Below are 18,291 nucleotides of genomic sequence, written 5' to 3'. Positions count from 1 at the left end.
TGATGAATGATTGAATTAGGATTATCGACATTCTTACGTCAGGCTTTATCTACTTATTAGCCTTTTTGGGATCATCATCCCAACAATCTGGCCTTTACGCTTAATGTGTCCGTCGAGGCTGTAGCGAATTCCGTCCCAGCAGTGCTCAAAACCATCAGCCAGTTTAGGTAATACCTCGCCGGTGATGCGGTCAGTTTTGTACGACCACATGCGGGCCTCTCGCGCTACGTTCTTGCAACGCGGATGGATAATTATTTCATCGAAGCCGCGAAGATGTGCGATCCCGTCCTCAACGCTCCCCTGCCATTTCTCGGCTGCTGATATTTTGAAGCCCTGCCGCCTGAGGTAGCTGATTGTCTCAGGACGCGCCGAGTCGGCTTTAATGGGCCATTCGCGCGAACCGGGGATTGTGTCGTATAGCTCCGGCATGTGGTCCAGTTCGGTATGAACGCCGTAGGCCTCATACTCAACATAGAGCCTGTTATGCAGGATGAAAGAGCGGGTTAACGTGTTCGGGTCTTTGGCGAAACCGAAGTCAGCACCGAAGAACAGGCGTTCAGCCTCTTTCCATAGTTCGTCCGAGAACTCAGCAATCCGATATTTACCGGCCAGCACCTGCTTATCTGAGTTTTCGAGATAAGCACCTTCCCACACCCATGCGTAGGTTGCAGGGTCGAGGCGGCGCTGATCGTTCTGTCGCTCACCGTCCAGCACGTCCGGGAACCACGGGTTATCCGTGTAATTCATCTCAATGGTGATGCAGTCCTCGCCGGCTTCTTTACGGAACCGCTTATCCGTGGCGCTGCCGTCGCGCTCCGGGTTCCACGTCACCCAAATCTCTGAACCTTCCTCACGCACTGTAGGGCTCAGTTTCTGCCAGGCTATTTCGCTGACTGATTCAGCCTCGTCCACCCAGCACAGCAAGATGCGTGCTTTCGACTTGATGCTGTCGAGGTTATGCCGCAGACCGCAGAACACGTAGTTAACGCTCTTGTCGATGGTGCGGATGTACTTCTCGCCGATATCGAAGTTGGCGGCCAGCCAAGGAACAGACATGATCGCCTGTTTCACCTCCTGCATGCTCGACTCCTCCAGCGAGTTCATGAACTCACGCGCGCAGAGCACCACGCCGCTTTCACCGTTCATCATCGACTGATACGCCTTTACGGCTGTCATCAGTGCGAAGGTGCGCGTCTTGGCGCTACCACGTCCACCATGCGAGCACCGGTAGCGCTTATCCACGGCAGTGAACAGTGGCGCAAGCTTCGCTGGGATCGGCAGTTGAACGGATTCACTCATGCTTTCGGCTCAACGGGTAGCAGTTGGATAATGGTCGGCTTCGGCGTCATGGTTCCATCAGAAGACTTATGGTCAACCGTCTCTTTGAAAGCGTTCACATCTATGTGCTTCCCTAGCAACTCAAGGTTTTTCACTTTATCCGGCCACTTGATTTTCTTAAGCAGCGCGGCTGTGTTTCCCTCGGCTGACATCTCAATGACATCCAGCCCGGACAATGTAGTCCTCCATACCTTCGGCCACTGAGACACTGGCTTGAGTTCACCGGTCGAGGTCAGGATGTCGAGCACGTCCATCTGGTCAATCTCAACAAGACGATTGAGGACGTATGTCGCATTTATGCCAACCAGATCATTGCGTTGCGCTTTGAGTTCGGCAATTCTGGATTGGATGTCAGGTTTTGACAGGTTTTCGGACGCGGTGCGGTTAGCTGTCTTTACGCTGTACCCCGCCCGAATAGCCGCTTGCGTGGCGTTTAAATCGATGAGGTACTCGCGACAGAACATCTCTTGTTTGTCGGTGAGCGCCATTATTATTCCTTGGATATTTTATGACTACTTACTACACTGCTGACAGATTAAGACAGTTACAAACAGGCATGGCACTGCCTCTGTATCAGTCGCCACAAAATTTATACAGTGCACACTTAGTTCAGGATATGTATGCCCTTAGTGACCTGGAGAGCATGCTTGCGGCTCAGTACCCATCAGGGATTTCAGTTCACGGTATGAGGTATCTTTTAAATAACGAGAATTACCTGTACGACAATGGTTCCCCTACTGCATACGTTACATATTCACCTGCAGTGGAAATAATTTTTGATAATTTTCGCCGGGCGCACTTTCCAGAAAGGCCATCGAGATTCCAATGTGCATTCGGTTGCGAATCTCCAGATGAGGCTCTCAGATTTTTCGGAGACACTAGCCTACCTGTCTTCGAAATCAGCACGACTAAAAAAGTCTTTATTGCAGACGAGACTTTCCTAAAAATTGGACCAAATCATCTTGCAACCCTTGCCTTAGCCAAAAAGTACTGGTCTGGTGATGTATCAACCACCCCAAGGCTTGAAGTGATGATTGAATGTGAGGCTCAAATTGGGGGCAAGGTCAGGAACTAAGCTCTACGCCATTACGATGGGTCTGCCCATGGTGATGGCAATAAAAAACCGCCCGAAGGCGGTTGTCTTCTATCTCAGATACCTAGCAACGGCCTGAGTCCATTCAACTGCTCTGCCTTGATCACCATACCTAAATTCATCATTAACGTTGTGCTAACCACTGGTGTAGCTACAGTAGGAACATCTACTATGTTAATACTTCCATTTACATCAAGAGTTGGGCCAGCATATAACACCCCCAAAAAGATAAATCTATTTCCAATCGCCAAACCATCTGAGGTGGCATAGCCTCCTTCATTCATTATATACACAGGCGAACCGCTGGATCCCCCAAAACAGGCCATATCAATCATGAACTCAGGCCTGCCCTGCCAATCCTCAAGCAATGATGAGGCAGTGATACCCTTTCTGGTAATAGGCCTGTTATTGACCGTATCCCATAAGCCATTTGGATAGCCAGTCATAAAAACTTCTTCAACTGGAGTAACGTAATGCTGGTTAAGAAAACTACGATCGGTGAAGAAAAAATTATCTACTTCGATCCCTTGCGAACTTAACTCGCTTAGAAAAGGACCTATAGGTAGGGCACAAAGATCAATATTTTGGTCGGGGTGCTGTATGAAATCACTAGGATTATTTATCGTTGCGTCATAAAATTTTAATTGTGGGTTCGCAGCGGATGAAACGTTGAATCTAATACGAATTGTAGTGGAATTAGCAATCACATGTTTATTTGTTACGAGCAATGGAAGACCTGAGTCTCCTGTAGTTGAAAAACCAAACCAAAATCCCGTACCAACCGACACGCCACCTCCAACTACATCACACTCTATTCTAACTGTAGATTTTGAGATTAACTGACTTACTGACATTGACTTAGTCCTCTTAATTTAGGCCGGTCAATGATAAAAGACAGTTTGGGCATTCAGTAGTATTTTGTGTTATTTCATACACAAATCTTTGATGTATTCCTGCAAATATCCAACCTGTTTCGTCACTGTGACGATTCGCTCTCTGAGGGTGAAATAATCCCGTTCAGCGGAGTCAGTAAGTCGGGGGCTGGAAGCATCGACCATGCTGCCGGTGCTGGTCGCTCCGTCCGCGGGACAGTTTGCGTTGACGTGCAGCCCACACTTACCAGTGCGAACGCAACGCTGCAAATTATCAAGCTGCTTTTTCGCATCAGCCAATTCCTTCGTGTATTTGGCGTCCAGTGCAGCTACATCACGCTGACGTACCTGCATGTCTTTAATGGTGGCGTTCGCCAGGGTGAGTTTCTCAGTGGCTTTATCGCGCTGGTCTTTGTAGGCGATGGCGTTGTCGCGGTAGTGATTCACAGCCCAGCCCAGCGACACGATGATACAGACAACCACAGCGATGATGATTGCGGTTACCTTGCTCATTTCTGACTCCAGGTACAAACCTCATATTCAACGTCTCGCCGGTTCATCAGTCCTTTCCACTTCTTGCCACCTGCATATACCCAGCGCTTAAGCTCAGAGCATGCTCCGGCGTAATCTTTCGCGTTAAGTTTCTTCAGCAGAGTGGAATTGATAGTTGCGGTAGCGCCGACGTTGTAAGCGAAGCTGTAGATTGCTGCTCGCTGAGTTTCAGTAGTCGGTACTTTGATATGCGGATCAACCTGAGCTGCAATCCGTGTTAAATCTTTCCGGGTTAGTGCATCGCATTCTTTGTCGGTATATCGCTTACCTGGGATTATGTCGGACCATGTATGACCATCGCAGACAGTCAGCACCCCTACAACATCTCGGTAGGCCACATACTCTCGACCTTCAAGACCATCATTACCTGAAAGCATGACAGTTGCGATCGCAATCGCTCCGCCGCCGATGGAGGCAGCAATTTTATTTCGCAATGTACTGTTCATCAGATTTCCTTCGGGGCTTTCTGTCCGAGATCGGCGAGGACTTTAGCTGTAGCCGATGGGTTGCTTGAGTCGGTCTTGTTCAGAATGTCCTGCAGTATCTTCGTGCGCTTCATTTGCTCACGTTTATTGAGCCTGTATGTCAGGACGCCGAGGATAATGCTGAACGCGACGCCAATGATGAAGCCCCAGTCCTGCAATGACAGGCTGGCAAAGAAAGCCGCAAGACCAGCGCTGCCGTATGTCGCGTTGCTGTATCTTTCGTCCATCTTCATAGTCTCTCTCCTCGCGGTAAATGCGGGAGCTGTGTGTTGTAGGGTCAGGCCCTCGGGCTGGATTTAACAACGAGGCATGTCGATGATGATTCCCGGGGCCTGAAATAAAAAACCCGCTCGCGGCGGGAATGTGAGGGTGTGGCAATGTCAGCTCTGCGGCTGAAGATACCCTGCTGGGTTTTGGTGGGCCGTGAAGGATTCGAACCTGTCTACCCTTCCCTTATGAGGGGACCGCTCATACCAAATGAGCTTCCGGCCCGGAAACGAAAAAGCCCAAGGCGTTTAACCTCGGGCTTGAATTTTTTGCTTCGGAACGATTGAACGGATTCCCAGCGTTAGAGATAAATCTAACCAGTTTTTCCGCAAATAGCAATAGCATTTTTCTGCTGAATGCCAAAATTAAGTAAATAAATACTCATCGTGTCACTTTTGAGAGAACGGAATCGGCAAAAGACTCCTGTTTGTGGCATTCACTTACCAGCGCTTCGAAAAGTGGCTGGAGTTGCTCGTATGCTGACGTTTTTTTTATATCCGTTACGGTTCTGATGCCTTCCAGAACTACCGAGAACTTTAATCTCGCATAACCACGGCCGCCGCAGCGTTCGCAGCATTTCATCACCGGAACGCCCTGGCGATCACTTTCCTTCTTGTCCAGCACCTTGCCCTTCCCGTGGCAGCGACACGAATTGCTGATAACACCCTTTCCGTTACACGATTTGCATTTAACCTTGACCACTTCGCGTACTGAGTTCCACTTCTCCCAGTCACCCGGGCCAACGGCGCGTGACATTTTGGCCCATGATGGTGCTTTCCCCCACGGGAAGGTAACTTTATTAGTAAATACCTCTGCTTCAGTAAAACCTGTTCCATCGCAACAATCGCACCGACGAACGCTTGCTGCGCTGCGTGAATAATCCTGGAAAGCGAATACGCACATAATTTCAAGGACTCTTCGGCGGATATCGTCATTGAGTTCTGAAACTGATTTGTAGCGTCGCGATAACTCAACGGCTGATTCATAAAGAGACTCCATTGCCCGATCCGGGTTGCTAATGCCAATCTTTGCCAGATAGAGATCAAAACCAAATCCGCATTTATGTCCGACGAGCCCAAGTGCGGCCATAACATCAGTGCCGGTAAGGCTGTCAGATGCCGTCGCGCGCGGGGAGTCGCTGAACATCGGTGATTTAGGCGCAAAATATTTAGCGATTGATTCAAGATTCATGCGGCTTCTCCTGCGGTCTGTTTTGTTTTTTGCTGTTGCTGGCTGTGCTTTGCTACTGGCGGCAACATGGCGCGCTTAACGCTTTCGGACTGGTACCGAAGGAAGTCGGTAAAAATCATGCTGCCTCCTTTCCATTTTTTGGTCCTTGATATTCACCGTAAGCAGGGAAAGAGACTTTAGCTTTGGTATGTCGATGAGTTACCTTTTTGGCAAAAAGCGCATCCTCAACACTCATGCCATTTCTCAGGCGAAAAAGTATAGTGGTCGAAGCAATCTTGACCCGTGGGTCTCTGGCCCATTCGGAGGCTGTCTTGGTGACTCCTTCAAAGGTGATTGATGACCTACCTTTTTTCGTATGCTCAGGAATATGCACTCGAGATCTCATTACATTGCACGAACGGCAAAGGACTCTCAGATTTGACTCATCATTGTTATCAACAACTTCGTCAATATGATCGATATGCACGGTCTTCCATGTAACCTCTTTGCCGCATTTCTCACATCCAGGGAGCGTTTCACCGTAACGGTCATAAATAACTTTGCGGTGCTCATAAACAAAGCCGTTAGCCATTACCAATGGGTGGCTTGGCATCTTGAGCATCTGGTAACCCTTCGCATTCCTCTGTCTGATCTTGCCCTTTCCAATCTTTGTAAGTTCGTAGGTGCCGTAACGCATCATCCTGAAATAATGCTTTTGACATACTCCTTTGCCTGGGTAGTGTTTACATTCGCGTTCACAACCTTCAACTTTGCATTTCATGCAGCACTCTCCTGGTCTTTTTGACTGCGCTTAATCAGTGCGTTGGCTCTACGGGAAAAAATTGACTTCAACCGCTTCAGATATGGGATATCGAAACGGCGCGGTTCGTTGTCAGATTCAAGGCGCTCGACGCGTTCCAGACCAATGCGCTCAATAAGGCGGATTCGGTATTCAACAGCGTTTCCACTCAACTGTCGGTTACAGCGAGTACAGGCCGAGTGGACGTTAAAAACGTTGAATTTGAGATGCGATGCCGCGCCGCGCGAACGGTAGTGACTCGCGTCTATGTCGCTGCCGGTCAGGTAGTTACTTTTTCCTGTTAGCGGGCTTCCGCAGCTGACGCAGGGCTTTCCTTCATCACGGATTCGGATATAACGGTTAAACGCCGCCTGAGCTTCTTTATCCCACTGTGATTTAGACTTGAGAGCATCCTTTCTGACCTTGAGAGAGCGCCGTTCCTGCTGCGCCTCCTGCTTGCGTTTTCGATCGGCTGCCAGTTTCTTCTTCGCCAACAGGATTTGGCTGTACTCGTAACCATGATCAGGACAGCACCACCAGACGTTGTCGTAGGTGGCGGTGAATTTGTTTTTGCAGATTTTACAGGTGCGACGGGTTGGCTTACGCATCAGGCTGCATCCCCCAGCGCTTTAAGCAGGCCGTTATCAACCAGCTTCCTGGTTAGCCATTGTTGGCCCTTCCCGGTGAGTTTTGTCGTGAAGGAGATATGAATGCCGTGATTGGTATTTACCGCCGTTTCTTTGACGGTGAAGTATCCGCGATCCATGTATTCCTGCTTAGGAACGTTTCGGCGAGAACCGCTGGCGATCAGGATGCCGTTGTCACGAAGCCAGGCAAACAGTTTGTTTTGTCCGAGTTTCACCACCTTGGCGTAGTTGCCAATCAGAACGCCCTCAGACTCACCAACGCGATCGGCGAACTCAACTTTCGGGGCTGCGATAGCAAGCTGGTTTTCCAGTTTCTGGCGCTGCTCCACCTGATCTGCCCACGCGCGCGCGGCGACGGCCGGGTTATTAAAATCGGGCAACTGCGTTTTGCTTCTTTCTTCCAGCTCATGAATGTGTTTTATCACTTTCATGCGAAGGGCTGCGTTATACCCTGTGACGAGACATTCCGCATGATCCCGGTCGAGCAGGTACTCTGTCTGCTGGCGGTTCATAGAGTCGAAATAGATACGCTCAAAAGTGAGCGCATCTTCCTCCAGGTCAGAAAGCATGTTCTCAATGTCGCGCTTAACGTTCTTGTGCTCTTTGCCAGTCAGATCTGCAATCTCGCGGCTGGACATGGTGATGGTGTTTGAGGTGTTCAGATTGCTCATGACATTCTCCCAAAGAAATCGCCCCGGTAATGGACGTCGCGAAGCTGGATGTTCTGGCTGACAACAAATGCCTGGGTGTATTCGATCAGACTGTTCATGCGCCTGATGCCCATTGAGGATGTGCTTTCCCTGATGGCGACAAGTTCCCCCTCAAGACCGGCAATCACCTTCCCCTGACCGCCAGTGGCAATGGAATGACCGGATACCAGAATTGCCTTCCATGAAGGTTGTGACCATGCCGAGCCAGCCCACTGGACGCGATGCTTAACCAGATCGCCGCACAATGCATGGAACAGAGAGTTTTGAGGAAGGGTTCGCTTAGGGTCGGAAAGCGTGACCACCAACGGGAAATCAGCACTGACAGGCTGTTTATTGATGTAATCGATGAGATTGCGACGAACCTTCTCGTCGCGAAGGTAGAATTTGATGCTCACGCTTCACCTCCGCAGAGGTAAAACGCAGAATGCAGAAAATCGCAGGTGCCCATAAGCATCTGTGACAAGGTGAAGAGTTCAGATTGTGGTCGCATTTAAGTCCCCTTAAATGCGCAGAAGTCCGTCAGGGTTGTTCAGGCCGCTGACGGATTAATTATGGCTCAGTGATAGATGATTATCAAATGTTGCGTGACGTTGATTTAGTAATATGCACCAACGGGCATCGTTATCATCTCCGACACAAAAATGCCGAACCGCTTAGCCGTACCCTGGATGATTTCACCAGGTGTGTTAGCGCCGCCACGGAAAGTTTCTTCCTGACCTGTCACCACGTCTTTGTAGGTCAGGGTGATGATGTATCGGAAGGTTGGTGGATTGTGGCGATGAGTCGGGCGGGCTGGAACAGGTTTTGTTACTGGCTCGCCAACCTCCCGATCAAGGATATCCAGCACCCAGCGACGGAATTCTTTTGCTACCGGTGTATCAGACATCATTCCGATCAAGTGAGCACCACGCAACGAGAACACTCTTGTGTCTTTTGCCGAATTTCCACCGCCAAAACCCTTGGTATTCAATTTGAGTACCAAGCTCATGCTGTCTGTAAATTCATCTTTGTGGCGGTTGTAAATGCCGCTGACAGCACGAACGTTGGAATATTTTAAAGCTGTGGCAAGCTCAGCAGAAGTGAACCATATCTGGTTGTTGTGCTTTACAAGATTGAATTTAACATCATGAAATGCGAGTTGAGTAGACATAGTGATTTACCTTTACAGTTAGGTTTATCACCACCGTCAGGTGCAAATCTTAGGGTGGTGAGACGTACAGGGTTTGCACTACCGGCTGTAAAGACCCGGCCAACCTTTCGGTTGCCCTGCACGCCCCACCATAAATCGCGAATGTGGCCGTGCTTAACGCATAAAAAAACCGCTAAACGCGGTATGCGTCTCTACAGATATCCGGGGTGCAAATCCCGACGCCAGATTTTGCTGGCGCACAGGAAATATAGCCCCGGATATCTGGTCGTGTCAATGTGGATCAGTTTTCAGTCGATGGTGTAGGCCAGCGCTTACCTCACCCCCATATAACCATTGCGGCCACAGCAAACGCCACACCAACAATCATGAACGCAGTAGGCCAGTCCATCACTTCACCCCCTGCTTCGGTGCTGCTGGATATGCGCTACCAGCCTGTCCTGGCTCGTTACTTCCGCTACAAGTATTCCTGTGGTCATTTGCTCGCGGACATCTCTTGTTTCCGCAATCAGGGCAGACAACAAACCGCATGTCATTCATCGTCACAGGTCGGCAAGTGTGACACCAACATTCGGAAGTCAACTTGCAAGGCTGGCTTACAGGTTCATCGTTCTGAGCATCACGCAGAGCGTAAAAGACTTTATTACGCAGTTCGTTGAACTCGTCGGAGCGAATGTCTACAGCGCAGTAAGGCGGCGCCATTAAGCTAAAAATTATCGACAACTCGCGCTCAGATAACTGGATAGTTTTCACGACTTACCTCCGTTGAGCATGGCGGCGCGGCAGGCGGAGATAACTTTCAGCAATCGGTCATTGTTCATTATGAGTGCTCGACGGTGCGCCTCTGTTGTCACCTCCCCCTCAACCAGCCCGCAAGCAACAAACGCAGCATCCTGAATAGCGTATTTATTCAAATTATCCCACCCGCACGGGAATGGGCATTGCACTACCGGCGCTGGCGGGGCTGTGTAGAGAGGCTGATGCTTCCAGCCACACGCCATTGCATCCTGAGTGTTTTCTTCATCGGCCGGATCGGTTAGTGAAACGCTCTGCTTATCAAGCTGTTCGTTGGTCCATAACCACGCCATTGGCTCCGCCTTCCTCGCCTCAAGCAATTCATCAATAGCTTTCACAGCATCAGACATTGCGTAACCGATGTTACCGCCGTCGCTTTGTGCTGCTGCTTTGCTCAGGATTTCACGAATGCGGTGCAGGCGGTCATTTGAGAGCGGGACGGGCGCCGGGTGGCTGTCACTGTCAGCCTCAAGCGATGCCAGCGCGATTTTGAACGCCTGTAGCTCAATGGCGCTATTGGTATCAAGTCCAAACGGTATTTCATCACGATTGGCTTCGTATTCAGCGATTGTTTGCAGCAGCCATTCTCTGGTAATAGTGGTCATGCCGCATCCTCTTCGCGTGGCTGGCAAAAAATACCGCACTCGAAATTCATATCCTTCATCGGTGCGCCAATTGCGTCTTGTGGTAGCTCATCAAGAAACAGTCGCTCACCTTTGTAACGAACCAGCCTTACACCCAGGCGGCGTGATTGTTCAGCTCGTTGCTGAAACACCTCCGGGTGGACTTTTCGGACATGATTCCAGTAGGTTGGCGAAGTAGATTTTACGCAGCCGATACAGTTAGCGTTCGGGTAACCAAGTTCATAAATGCGAGGGAGTGCAATGCCAGCATCAAGAAGTGCCATAAAACAGTCGCCTTTTGTCATCCCGGCATCAATCAGCACTGGCAGCAAGTCGCTGCGCTCGTTTTTAATAAAATTATCAGCGCGGTTTGCCTCATCAGCAGTAAATCCGAGGACGACAAAATCACACTGATTACTCCTTTCCCAGTGCTTTCGCGCCAGTTTCTTCAGGGCCCTAGTGCACGGCGCCCCCGAGATACCAGACATATAACGCTGGTGGTCCCATACTTCAACAGCACTGGAATTTGGGAACATTGGATTAATTACAGATTCAATTTCAGCACCCAGCCATTCTTCAACGTCATGAAGAAAACGCACGTTGTCGCTGTCTTCCTCTGCTACGGGATTGTTCAGGATGCGGATAGTGTGTGTTTGTCCGTATTTTTCGATTGTTAGCTTTGCCGCCACTGCGCTGGCTGCACCGCATGAAAACCAGACTGCGATCACAGGTTTAGTTTTCATCACGCCCCCTTACCGATGCCAGCGGCACGAAGAACGCTGTCGATTTGCGTATCCCATTTATTGAAATAGACGCCTCCGGGCCTGGCTTTCTTCAGGTTGATTAGCAGCTCAGCAATTTCATGATTGCGAATGATTAGCTCGTCTCGTTGCTCAGCAATTATGTTTGCCTCATCAGCAAGGGTGTCATAATCAAGACTGATTTTATCGCCACGCTTCTCTGCGGCTTCCAGCTTTGACTCCAGATGATCGATATAGAGCTTCAGAACGTCGGCGCGGTGCTTACCCCACGGCTTAATGACGTCAAGCCGCTTATCCGTCTGCACCCAATCGGTTTTATCGCTCCACTCCATGTATGCAGTGCGGAAAGACTGGAGCGCTTCCAGCTCATCCAGCAGCGCCAGCAAATCGCGAGTTGGAACCATGAAGTTAGGCATGAAGTTATCTTTCGCCTTCTCTGCTGTTTGGCGCAGTGCCTGTTTGTCGATGTTGCTCATTGGGCGGCCTCCTGGCGAAACATCATGATTGTCAGATCGCCTTTAGTAGCCAGGCGCACTGTCGTTCCTGGCTCGATGCTGGAAAGGTCAAACGCATCGTAAAATTCGTTTACTGCTTTTTGACGACGAGATTGCTTTCTGCGTTTATCCCATTGTTTTAACGCAATGGAGATAAACCACTGGCCTGTTTTGAACATGATGAATAGCCATCCCATTAAGGCGAGTCCGGTATTTAGAACGTCCAGAATGCTCATGCTGCACCGCCTTTGCGAATCTGCTCCCTGAACAATCTGGCTGAGACGATGATGTCTCTGATGCGTACTGATTTTTCGTCGAACTGCTCACCACCGTTTTTAATATGCGCATCCAGTTCTGCACTGTGATGCTGAATGAAGGCGTTAAGGTCATGCGCCCGCACTTTAGCCAGGAAAGCGTCGGTCGACTGGGTTTTTACCAAGCTAAGACCATCAGTGAATCCGCCGCGCTCCATGCCTAATTCAGCTTCGTAATCAGCATCGAATGCAGCGTCTTTGCAGAATTTCTTCAGCCCCGCATTCTCCGCAGCCATCTTCTCAAGCTGCATCTGCGTGTTCTCGTGAGCAGTAGTCTCTGCACGCAGAGCGCGATGTGATTCTGCAAGTTGCTGCTCAAGTGCGGCGTAGTCTGCATATCTCACGAAAATCCCATCATCTGTGCATTCCATTCGCGCTTCGTTCAGTTGGCAATTGCCATCCATTTCGCCGGTTATGTCATAACGTTTCACGCTCATACCCCTACCCTCCCCCAAACCATCAAAATTCGCTTCATCGCCGGACTCTGGCGACACTCCTGAAATATCCCGTTGGTGCAACTGCGCGCCGTACCATCCTGCTCTTCCGGTGTCGCAAGTCGGTATGTGACAGTGCGCCAGACTTTGCTAAGCCGGATGATTACCCTCTTCTTCTCAAGCTCAAGAGCGTTTTTGGTTATGCAACTCAGTGATATTCCGTATTCGCTTGCAACATCCCTTGCTGTGAAGGTCCGGTGCGTTTCGAGATAACGCATGATTGCCTGTTTGCCTTTCATCAGTGCTTCCCCCTCAGTCCGTGTTTTGCGCGAATTTCAGCAATCTTTGCCAGCCCCTGTGCTTTGCTCAGAGGCTTTCCACCGAGGACAGGAAGTTGTTTTACAGGCTCAGGAATGGTTTCTCCGCGATTAATGCGGGATGCCATATGAACGAGTTCTTCTGATGCCTTGCGCCGCAGTTCTGTGTCGCTGAGTGCGTTGGCTCGCATGTTTGAATACAGGGATGTAACCAGCCAGTAGTTGGCAGATGATTCCTGCGTATGCTGCCCGTCAATTCTCCCGGGCCACGGATAGGACTCAGCATCCGGGTACAGCCCGCGCGTCCGGCAATACTCATAAACCAGATCGACAAGTTCATTCGTGTCGGGAAGACCAGCGGCGGCTGCTTGTTCCGCTTTGCACCAGGCAACAAACTGACCCGGCGACGGCAAAAATGGACGCTCCTGGCGACGGGCTACGCGAAGTCCACCATCGACCTGCGCCATTGTGGTAATTCCGTTCTCAGCAAAAGCCATGACCCACTGACGGCGAATTTCGTTCATCTCGGTCTGGTCGCGGTTCGCCGTAGTTGCCGGAAAAGCGGCCAGTAACTGGCTGAACACGCTGTTGATGACATGGGCAACCTGTTCCAGTTGCGGCTTGTCGTCGTACTGCTCTGGCAGGTTGTTCGCAACGCGGCGCATCTGCTCGCGGTCAAAGTTATGCATCTGCTCTGCAAGGCTTTTCATAGTTGCACCCCGTAAATCCAGTCAGTGTTGTTCAGGTCAACCTTTGGCTTTCCGGTACCAGCTGAACCTGTTCCAGTTTCTGCACGCTCCATCGTCAGCCTGTCCCACTGTTTGCGCAGGCTGGCTGGACACATGACGTTTTTGTGCCAGAAGTGGTGTTTGCTGGCCCAGTCGTACAGGTCGCAAATTTCACGATGTGTGCGCCCGTCGATCTGGTTCGTCAGGCGAATATCATTCGACCAGGCTCTCAGGTCGGGTTCTTTGCAGGTCGGGTTAATTTTCTTCACGCGTACAGCAATCCACTCGGCAGCCTTCAGGTCGTCAGCGGTTCCCCACTTGGCACCTGACGGTGTATAAATCACCGCTTCAGGATGAGCAGATAAAAATTTCTTCAGACGGGCGTCGGTGAATTCGCGAGAATTCTTCGACGAAGATCTTTTAATGTTTTTATTCTTGTTATTACCTTCTTGTTCATGATGTGCGGGTAATTGTGCGGCCTTATGTGCGGCATACCCATCTGAACACGCGCCGTTACTGGCTTCGTCATGTGCTCCTGTATGTGCGGCCTTATGTGCGGGTAAATCGTCCATTTTTTGAGCATATTCGACATAATTTGTGATAGTGATCACCCTTCCTTTTCGCTTCTCTCCTTCGATAGTGATCATCCCTTCCCGGACAAAAACAGACAGCATTCTCTCCACTGCGTCGCGGCTTGTCGGGTTGCCCTGACGGTCACATAACTGAAGCCCAAGATCCGCAGCAGTGACGACCAGTTGACCGGGTTGCAGAGGCCATTGTTTGCCCTTGAAGAATGCCGTGTATGGCTGTCTGGCTGCGTCAATGATCAAGTTCTCCCACAACGTGCGCAGGAACACATCTTTAGCCCAGGACTTCTTCTTGATGCTCCGGTACAACGGGACGTAACCAGACTTCTGGTTCTCCATCCTGTTGCTCCTTGCGGCTGAGTGCGCCGCGAAATTTGCGTAAGCGACGTTCGACACAGTTAAACCTCCTGCGCCTGGCGTTTTTGATTAGCGTTTGTCATAATGACCTCGCAATTGACTGACGTTTGTTGCACCAGAAAGTCGGATCTGTTCGCGCAGCCCGGCTTTCGCCATTTCTGTAGTCTTCACATAACCCCCAGCATCGACGTCACCATCGTCATCAGTGGGCCTACTTGCTCAGGCATGAGCCTGAACAGTGACGCTATACCCTCGCTTACCTCTTTCATTTTTTGATGCTCTGGCGCGCCAAGAAGAACAGCCTGTTTAGCTTCGGCGCACTCTTTCATCGCAGAAGCAATCAGAGACATCGTGTCGTTCTGTGGAAACAGCCGAGTGCGGTATTCAAGCGGCAGGACAGCCATAATTGCTGGCGTCAACTCGCGAACGTTCTCGCGGTACTGCTCGGAGTCGAAACGGTTATCCAGGAAGCGAAACAGCTTCTGGCGCGCCCGGCTGATATCGTCCGGGAAGCTAATAGTTGTCCCGCCCTGCTCCCGGTATTCGTTGATGATCAGCGCCGACACGACGTCCTGATTGTCCAGCGCCGACGACCATGCCCGGACCGCATCGCGGATCTTTTCGTGGTCTGGCGCCGCCTTAGGTTGAGCGCGGTTTATCATCGCTCCCGGGTGTATTCCGGTATTGTGTTGATACGCAAGTGAATGCATTGCTTTCCCTTTCGTGGTTAGGGCCGCCGTTAAGCGGCATGGTTGTCAGGATGTGGAAAGATGGACGGCAGGTCCGGGCGGAATTCATGAGCCTGGATTTCACCACCCACCGCTTTAACCAGTTCAGGAACGTGAACCGGGGAGATGCGTTTCTTTCCGTTAAGCCAGTCGCAGATAGTGGACTGGGCTTTACCGCAACGTTTTGCCAGTTCTTTCTGGCTGCCAGCGATAGCGATCGCTTTCTCTACTGCGGAGTTCTTCTCTACTGTTGGGGTCTTCATAATCACCTCAGCTATCAGTTTAAAGCGATTATGGTTATCACTTTAGCGAATGTCAATCGCATAAGCGATTTTTTGCTAAATAATCGCTTGAGCGATAGAGTTAAAGGGGTCATTAACAGAGGTGAATATGGGATTCTCGGAGCGCCTGGCGCAGGCAATGAAACATGCTGGATACACACAAGGCCGATTAGCCAAGGATGTCGGCATGGCTCAGTCCAGCGTTAATAAATTACTCAAGGACGCTAACGGCTCTCGTAAGACCGTGGAGATTGCCTCAGTTCTTGGTGTGCGGCCGGAGTGGCTGTCTACTGGTGAAGGGGAAATGGCTTCCAGTGGCGCGAGAGAACCGACTGCGCTATACCAGGTGAAGTCGTCATTGAATGGGATTTACCGCGTGGATGTACTCGACGTTAAAGCCAGCGCTGGGCCAGGGGCCATTGTCACCAGCGATTTCATTGAAACTATCCGAGCCATCGAATACACGACTGAACAGGCCCGAGCCTTGTTCGGCAACAGGCCAGCTAATCACGTCAAAGTCATCACGGTTAACGGTGACAGCATGGACGGAACAATTTCGCCTGGCGATCAGATCTTCGTTGACACCGGTGTAACGCATTTTGATGGTGACGGGGTATATGTCTTTATTTTCGGGAAAACTCTGCACGTTAAGCGCCTGCAGATGCAGCGCGACCGTCTGGCAGTTATCTCAGATAACCCGATTTACGAAAAATGGTACGTAGAAGCCGGGGACGAAGACTCGTTCTATGTAATGGCAAAGGTCCTACTCAGACAGTCGATAGATTACAAACGCTTCGCATAAACACCTATTATGGTTTTTGCGTCTATGTGGTTGAGAGATACTTATCAGTATTTTCCATTGCGGATTAGCTATTACTGGATAGGATGTTTCATACAATTTTCAAAGTGGACAGATCAATAATGAAATGGATTAAAATTGCATTTGCTGGCTCCTTGCTTGTAACTACCTCAACTTTTTCGGCAGAGTGGATCGCCTCATACAACAACGATGAAATGCGCGGAACTGCAACCAAATTTCTGCAAACTGAATCCGTCAACTCTGTAGAATTTGAATTCCCTTACAATGGCGGATCCACGATGACTTTAGTTCTTCGGTCCCCAAAAACTGAATTGAAGGGTGACCAAAAAGCAGAAGATCTTAAACCCAGTGAAGCAATATTATTGATAAGCAAGGGACAATTTAGCTGCAACTCTTATGATGGTTGCGAGATTTCAGTTAAGTTCGATAATGAAAAAATTCAGAAGTATAAAATGAGTCCTGCTGAGAACGGCCGCTCAGATGTCATTTTCTTTGATAAGTCCAACGGCTTTATCAAAAGCATACCCAACCACAAGAAGCTCATTATCGAGGCTGATTTCTATCAGGCAGGGCCAAAACAATTTAAATTCAACCTTGAAGGTTACACGCCCCCGAAACAAGGATAACAACAACCCGCTCCGGCGGGTTTTTTTATTGCCCCTATGAAGACGCTTTGATTCCCCTCCCATCTCATCAAACACTACCAGCATCACTTTTTTCACTCTCTCCTCAAAAAAAATATCGCTTTAACTTTCAATTAATTATCACTTTATCGATGATAAATATCGTTTTGGCGATTGACTCAAATAATCGCTTTAGCTATTGTTAGCTCATCGAAACGAAACATCGACAGCTGAGCGAAGTTAGCCAGCGGCGAAGTGGAGATTCGGTCAGTCGAACGGCGCGACAGTAAACCCTGCGTCGGACGCCCGGCGGGCTCAGGGAGAGCGGCAATGGTGCGTAACTGGAATGTTTTGGGGTGTGGTGGCGGTGTCCTCAAGCGAGGTGCAACGCTAGCAGTGTGATAAGACCTGAAAACCGGCTGGGCAGATAGTTGTTTGCCAATACAGAAAACAGGGCGTCAGGAAGTAAGTGAGAGTGGCGACTCAGTGCCAGTCCACCACACCGACCAAAACATTTCTCCCGCATCAGCGGGTAACTACAGAGGGTAAGTCAATGATTCGTCTTAACAACGAAATTAAGAATCAGCTATGCCATAACCTGCTTCTCGCATCCCCTTTATTTGAGAAAGCGAAAACGGCAGTTAATGACAGGGCGAAAATTGTTGAAGAAATTCGACAGGCTTTGCTCAAGCAGGAAAACACTAGCGATGAGCAAATAACTAAGGCTCGGGAAGATTTCAAAGATAACTCCTTCATCAGGATGCAGGTCGGCGCTAAAACTGCGATTTTAAAGGTCATTATCAATGGTGAGTATCACGAGTTATCCAGGAACGGTTTGGATCATCGCTATCGCCACCGTGGAAAACATATTGGTAAGCACGATCTTGAAAGCGACCTGTTCTTCGGAGCTTCCTTCGCGCCTGTAGTTGATTCGGGTTATGTTCCTGAAAGTTACAGCACACTGAAGAAGGTTGGAAAATTACACGACCGACTCACTGAATCGACGGTAACCATCAACGTTCTTTATGATGAAGTTGACGCCTTCCAATTGCAGGTTAAGGGGGCTCTAACCAAAGTCTCAACCGTTAAAAAACTGGCTGAGATGTGGCCTGAGGCAGTGCCATATTTGCCTGAGGTGGAGCGCCGTGAAGCGACCAGCACCGCACTTGCCATTCCCGTTGAAACGCTAAACGCCCTTTGCGGCATACCAAAGAATGAATGACCCGCTCCGGCGGGTTTTTTATCGGCCATACATAGGCAGATTTTCGAGTCTGCCCATTTATGACAACCGGCGGCCATCCACCGCCAAAATTCTCGTAATGCGCAAGCGCAGAAGTCCTATTCGTTCC

General features: G+C 49.9%; 27 protein-coding genes and 1 tRNA gene. 4 read left to right on the top strand and 24 right to left on the bottom strand.

The features are described 5' to 3' along the window. Positions 1-45: 45 nt before the first annotated feature. Both OGX93_RS02020 and OGX93_RS02015 read right to left on the bottom strand, forming a co-directional pair. Positions 46-1,299, bottom strand: a complete 1,254-nt coding sequence (locus OGX93_RS02020) for a PBSX family phage terminase large subunit (RefSeq protein WP_286487746.1) — start codon at positions 1,297-1,299, stop codon at positions 46-48. Then, a complete protein-coding gene (locus OGX93_RS02015) occupies positions 1,296-1,826 on the bottom strand; it encodes a terminase small subunit (protein WP_286487745.1) in 531 nt (176 codons plus the stop codon). Before OGX93_RS02015 ends, OGX93_RS02020 begins: the two co-directional genes overlap by 4 nt. Before the next feature lie 20 nt (positions 1,827-1,846). Here OGX93_RS02015 and OGX93_RS02010 point away from each other — a divergent pair, with 20 nt between their 5' ends. Then, entirely contained in the window at positions 1,847-2,413 is a 567-nt protein-coding gene (locus tag OGX93_RS02010) for a DUF2441 domain-containing protein (protein WP_286449658.1), read from the top strand. Between the two features lie 74 nt (positions 2,414-2,487). Here the strand turns inward: OGX93_RS02010 and OGX93_RS02005 are convergent, their stop codons facing one another. From OGX93_RS02005 to OGX93_RS01900, 22 genes are all read right to left on the bottom strand, one after another. Next, positions 2,488-3,285 (bottom strand): S1 family peptidase, encoded by a 798-nt coding sequence (locus OGX93_RS02005; RefSeq protein WP_286449657.1) that lies wholly within the window; start codon positions 3,283-3,285, stop codon positions 2,488-2,490. Between the two features lie 69 nt (positions 3,286-3,354). Continuing rightward, positions 3,355-3,816, bottom strand: coding sequence for a lysis protein (locus OGX93_RS02000; RefSeq protein WP_286449656.1), 462 nt, complete (start codon positions 3,814-3,816; stop codon positions 3,355-3,357). Beyond that, positions 3,813-4,301 (bottom strand): lysozyme, encoded by a 489-nt coding sequence (locus tag OGX93_RS01995; protein ID WP_286449655.1) that lies wholly within the window; start codon positions 4,299-4,301, stop codon positions 3,813-3,815. The genes OGX93_RS02000 and OGX93_RS01995 overlap by 4 nt, the downstream gene beginning before the upstream one ends. Beyond that, positions 4,301-4,573 (bottom strand): phage holin family protein, encoded by a 273-nt coding sequence (locus tag OGX93_RS01990; RefSeq protein ID WP_048224292.1) that lies wholly within the window; start codon positions 4,571-4,573, stop codon positions 4,301-4,303. The genes OGX93_RS01995 and OGX93_RS01990 overlap by 1 nt, the downstream gene beginning before the upstream one ends. Before the next feature lie 181 nt (positions 4,574-4,754). Further along, positions 4,755-4,832: transfer RNA gene (locus OGX93_RS01985), tRNA-Met, on the bottom strand. A 156-nt stretch (positions 4,833-4,988) separates the two neighbouring features. Continuing rightward, entirely contained in the window at positions 4,989-5,798 is an 810-nt protein-coding gene (locus OGX93_RS01980; RefSeq protein WP_286487744.1) for an antitermination protein Q, read from the bottom strand. Continuing rightward, complete coding sequence (locus OGX93_RS01975) at positions 5,795-5,917, bottom strand: PPVAKH motif-containing phage-derived small protein (protein WP_286487743.1); 123 nt, start codon at positions 5,915-5,917, stop codon at positions 5,795-5,797. Before OGX93_RS01975 ends, OGX93_RS01980 begins: the two co-directional genes overlap by 4 nt. Then, positions 5,914-6,558, bottom strand: coding sequence for an HNH endonuclease signature motif containing protein (locus OGX93_RS01970; RefSeq protein WP_286487742.1), 645 nt, complete (start codon positions 6,556-6,558; stop codon positions 5,914-5,916). The genes OGX93_RS01975 and OGX93_RS01970 overlap by 4 nt, the downstream gene beginning before the upstream one ends. Next, positions 6,555-7,184 carry a recombination protein NinG gene (locus OGX93_RS01965; RefSeq protein ID WP_286487741.1) on the bottom strand — a complete coding sequence of 210 codons (630 nt, stop codon included), beginning with the start codon at positions 7,182-7,184 and terminating at the stop codon, positions 6,555-6,557. Before OGX93_RS01965 ends, OGX93_RS01970 begins: the two co-directional genes overlap by 4 nt. Next, the gene (locus OGX93_RS01960) at positions 7,184-7,894 is read right to left on the bottom strand and encodes a phage antirepressor KilAC domain-containing protein (protein WP_286487740.1); all 711 of its coding nucleotides are present in this window, start codon (positions 7,892-7,894) and stop codon (positions 7,184-7,186) included. The genes OGX93_RS01965 and OGX93_RS01960 overlap by 1 nt, the downstream gene beginning before the upstream one ends. After that, complete coding sequence (locus tag OGX93_RS01955; protein ID WP_286487739.1) at positions 7,891-8,328, bottom strand: recombination protein NinB; 438 nt, start codon at positions 8,326-8,328, stop codon at positions 7,891-7,893. The genes OGX93_RS01960 and OGX93_RS01955 overlap by 4 nt, the downstream gene beginning before the upstream one ends. A gap of 200 nt (positions 8,329-8,528) precedes the next feature. Beyond that, complete coding sequence (locus tag OGX93_RS01950) at positions 8,529-9,083, bottom strand: BRO-N domain-containing protein (protein ID WP_286487738.1); 555 nt, start codon at positions 9,081-9,083, stop codon at positions 8,529-8,531. 746 nt (positions 9,084-9,829) lie between these two features. Then, positions 9,830-10,480, bottom strand: coding sequence for a hypothetical protein (locus OGX93_RS01945; protein ID WP_286487737.1), 651 nt, complete (start codon positions 10,478-10,480; stop codon positions 9,830-9,832). Next, a complete protein-coding gene (locus OGX93_RS01940; RefSeq protein ID WP_286487736.1) occupies positions 10,477-11,241 on the bottom strand; it encodes a hypothetical protein in 765 nt (254 codons plus the stop codon). Before OGX93_RS01940 ends, OGX93_RS01945 begins: the two co-directional genes overlap by 4 nt. Beyond that, positions 11,241-11,735, bottom strand: coding sequence for a hypothetical protein (locus OGX93_RS01935; protein ID WP_286487735.1), 495 nt, complete (start codon positions 11,733-11,735; stop codon positions 11,241-11,243). Before OGX93_RS01935 ends, OGX93_RS01940 begins: the two co-directional genes overlap by 1 nt. Then, positions 11,732-11,989: a DUF4752 family protein gene (locus OGX93_RS01930; protein WP_200029295.1), complete on the bottom strand. Its 258-nt coding sequence runs from the start codon at positions 11,987-11,989 to the stop codon at positions 11,732-11,734. Before OGX93_RS01930 ends, OGX93_RS01935 begins: the two co-directional genes overlap by 4 nt. Next, positions 11,986-12,504, bottom strand: a complete 519-nt coding sequence (locus OGX93_RS01925) for a hypothetical protein (RefSeq protein WP_286487734.1) — start codon at positions 12,502-12,504, stop codon at positions 11,986-11,988. The genes OGX93_RS01930 and OGX93_RS01925 overlap by 4 nt, the downstream gene beginning before the upstream one ends. Continuing rightward, a complete protein-coding gene (locus OGX93_RS01920) occupies positions 12,501-12,800 on the bottom strand; it encodes a protein ren (RefSeq protein WP_286487733.1) in 300 nt (99 codons plus the stop codon). The genes OGX93_RS01925 and OGX93_RS01920 overlap by 4 nt, the downstream gene beginning before the upstream one ends. Further along, complete coding sequence (locus OGX93_RS01915; protein ID WP_286487732.1) at positions 12,800-13,528, bottom strand: replication protein P; 729 nt, start codon at positions 13,526-13,528, stop codon at positions 12,800-12,802. Before OGX93_RS01915 ends, OGX93_RS01920 begins: the two co-directional genes overlap by 1 nt. Further along, on the bottom strand, positions 13,525-14,472 hold the full coding sequence (locus tag OGX93_RS01910; RefSeq protein WP_286449456.1) for a phage replication protein O: 948 nt from the start codon (positions 14,470-14,472) through the stop codon (positions 13,525-13,527). The genes OGX93_RS01915 and OGX93_RS01910 overlap by 4 nt, the downstream gene beginning before the upstream one ends. A 185-nt stretch (positions 14,473-14,657) precedes the next feature. Further along, positions 14,658-15,200: a toxin YdaT domain-containing protein gene (locus OGX93_RS01905; RefSeq protein WP_286487731.1), complete on the bottom strand. Its 543-nt coding sequence runs from the start codon at positions 15,198-15,200 to the stop codon at positions 14,658-14,660. Positions 15,201-15,229: 29 nt separating this feature from the next. Next, positions 15,230-15,481 (bottom strand): transcriptional regulator, encoded by a 252-nt coding sequence (locus tag OGX93_RS01900; protein ID WP_001514164.1) that lies wholly within the window; start codon positions 15,479-15,481, stop codon positions 15,230-15,232. 127 nt (positions 15,482-15,608) lie between these two features. On the opposite strand from OGX93_RS01900, the gene OGX93_RS01895 reads away from it, so the two are divergent. The 3 genes from OGX93_RS01895 to OGX93_RS01885 all read left to right on the top strand — a co-directional run bounded on the left by OGX93_RS01895 (position 15,609) and on the right by OGX93_RS01885 (position 18,164). Further along, on the top strand, positions 15,609-16,301 hold the full coding sequence (locus OGX93_RS01895; protein WP_286487730.1) for an XRE family transcriptional regulator: 693 nt from the start codon (positions 15,609-15,611) through the stop codon (positions 16,299-16,301). Positions 16,302-16,420: 119 nt separating this feature from the next. Further along, positions 16,421-16,945, top strand: coding sequence for a hypothetical protein (locus tag OGX93_RS01890; RefSeq protein ID WP_286487729.1), 525 nt, complete (start codon positions 16,421-16,423; stop codon positions 16,943-16,945). Between the two features lie 550 nt (positions 16,946-17,495). Next, positions 17,496-18,164: an Nmad5 family putative nucleotide modification protein gene (locus tag OGX93_RS01885; protein WP_286487728.1), complete on the top strand. Its 669-nt coding sequence runs from the start codon at positions 17,496-17,498 to the stop codon at positions 18,162-18,164. Positions 18,165-18,291: the final 127 nt, after the last annotated feature.

Origin of the sequence: Citrobacter sp. CK195 (genome assembly GCF_030333365.1) — a bacterium.
Lineage (GTDB): Bacteria > Pseudomonadota > Gammaproteobacteria > Enterobacterales > Enterobacteriaceae > Citrobacter_B > Citrobacter_B koseri.
Note: the sequence above shows the minus strand (reverse complement) of the source record. Positions and strands in the feature narration are given on the sequence as shown.

Excerpts from the sequence above, each read along its gene's own strand:
- OGX93_RS01925 (WP_286487734.1), bottom strand. The coding sequence starts at position 12,504 with ATGAGCGTGAAACGTTATGACATAACCGGCGAAATGGATGGCAATTGC.
- OGX93_RS01950 (WP_286487738.1), bottom strand. The coding sequence starts at position 9,083 with ATGTCTACTCAACTCGCATTTCATGATGTTAAATTCAATCTTGTAAAG.
- OGX93_RS01970 (WP_286487742.1), bottom strand. The coding sequence starts at position 6,558 with ATGAAATGCAAAGTTGAAGGTTGTGAACGCGAATGTAAACACTACCCA.
- OGX93_RS01920 (WP_286487733.1), bottom strand. The coding sequence starts at position 12,800 with ATGAAAGGCAAACAGGCAATCATGCGTTATCTCGAAACGCACCGGACC.
- OGX93_RS01965 (WP_286487741.1), bottom strand. The coding sequence starts at position 7,184 with ATGCGTAAGCCAACCCGTCGCACCTGTAAAATCTGCAAAAACAAATTC.
- OGX93_RS01940 (WP_286487736.1), bottom strand. The coding sequence starts at position 11,241 with ATGAAAACTAAACCTGTGATCGCAGTCTGGTTTTCATGCGGTGCAGCC.
- OGX93_RS01905 (WP_286487731.1), bottom strand. The coding sequence starts at position 15,200 with ATGCATTCACTTGCGTATCAACACAATACCGGAATACACCCGGGAGCG.
- OGX93_RS01910 (WP_286449456.1), bottom strand. The coding sequence starts at position 14,472 with ATGGAGAACCAGAAGTCTGGTTACGTCCCGTTGTACCGGAGCATCAAG.
- OGX93_RS01990 (WP_048224292.1), bottom strand. The coding sequence starts at position 4,573 with ATGAAGATGGACGAAAGATACAGCAACGCGACATACGGCAGCGCTGGT.
- OGX93_RS01960 (WP_286487740.1), bottom strand. The coding sequence starts at position 7,894 with ATGAGCAATCTGAACACCTCAAACACCATCACCATGTCCAGCCGCGAG.
- OGX93_RS01945 (WP_286487737.1), bottom strand. The coding sequence starts at position 10,480 with ATGACCACTATTACCAGAGAATGGCTGCTGCAAACAATCGCTGAATAC.
- OGX93_RS01895 (WP_286487730.1), top strand. The coding sequence starts at position 15,609 with ATGGGATTCTCGGAGCGCCTGGCGCAGGCAATGAAACATGCTGGATAC.
- OGX93_RS01885 (WP_286487728.1), top strand. The coding sequence starts at position 17,496 with ATGATTCGTCTTAACAACGAAATTAAGAATCAGCTATGCCATAACCTG.
- OGX93_RS02005 (WP_286449657.1), bottom strand. The coding sequence starts at position 3,285 with ATGTCAGTAAGTCAGTTAATCTCAAAATCTACAGTTAGAATAGAGTGT.
- OGX93_RS01900 (WP_001514164.1), bottom strand. The coding sequence starts at position 15,481 with ATGAAGACCCCAACAGTAGAGAAGAACTCCGCAGTAGAGAAAGCGATC.
- OGX93_RS01995 (WP_286449655.1), bottom strand. The coding sequence starts at position 4,301 with ATGAACAGTACATTGCGAAATAAAATTGCTGCCTCCATCGGCGGCGGA.
- OGX93_RS02015 (WP_286487745.1), bottom strand. The coding sequence starts at position 1,826 with ATGGCGCTCACCGACAAACAAGAGATGTTCTGTCGCGAGTACCTCATC.
- OGX93_RS02000 (WP_286449656.1), bottom strand. The coding sequence starts at position 3,816 with ATGAGCAAGGTAACCGCAATCATCATCGCTGTGGTTGTCTGTATCATC.
- OGX93_RS01930 (WP_200029295.1), bottom strand. The coding sequence starts at position 11,989 with ATGAGCATTCTGGACGTTCTAAATACCGGACTCGCCTTAATGGGATGG.
- OGX93_RS01890 (WP_286487729.1), top strand. The coding sequence starts at position 16,421 with ATGAAATGGATTAAAATTGCATTTGCTGGCTCCTTGCTTGTAACTACC.
- OGX93_RS01915 (WP_286487732.1), bottom strand. The coding sequence starts at position 13,528 with ATGAAAAGCCTTGCAGAGCAGATGCATAACTTTGACCGCGAGCAGATG.
- OGX93_RS02020 (WP_286487746.1), bottom strand. The coding sequence starts at position 1,299 with ATGAGTGAATCCGTTCAACTGCCGATCCCAGCGAAGCTTGCGCCACTG.
- OGX93_RS02010 (WP_286449658.1), top strand. The coding sequence starts at position 1,847 with ATGACTACTTACTACACTGCTGACAGATTAAGACAGTTACAAACAGGC.
- OGX93_RS01935 (WP_286487735.1), bottom strand. The coding sequence starts at position 11,735 with ATGAGCAACATCGACAAACAGGCACTGCGCCAAACAGCAGAGAAGGCG.
- OGX93_RS01975 (WP_286487743.1), bottom strand. The coding sequence starts at position 5,917 with ATGATTTTTACCGACTTCCTTCGGTACCAGTCCGAAAGCGTTAAGCGC.
- OGX93_RS01980 (WP_286487744.1), bottom strand. The coding sequence starts at position 5,798 with ATGAATCTTGAATCAATCGCTAAATATTTTGCGCCTAAATCACCGATG.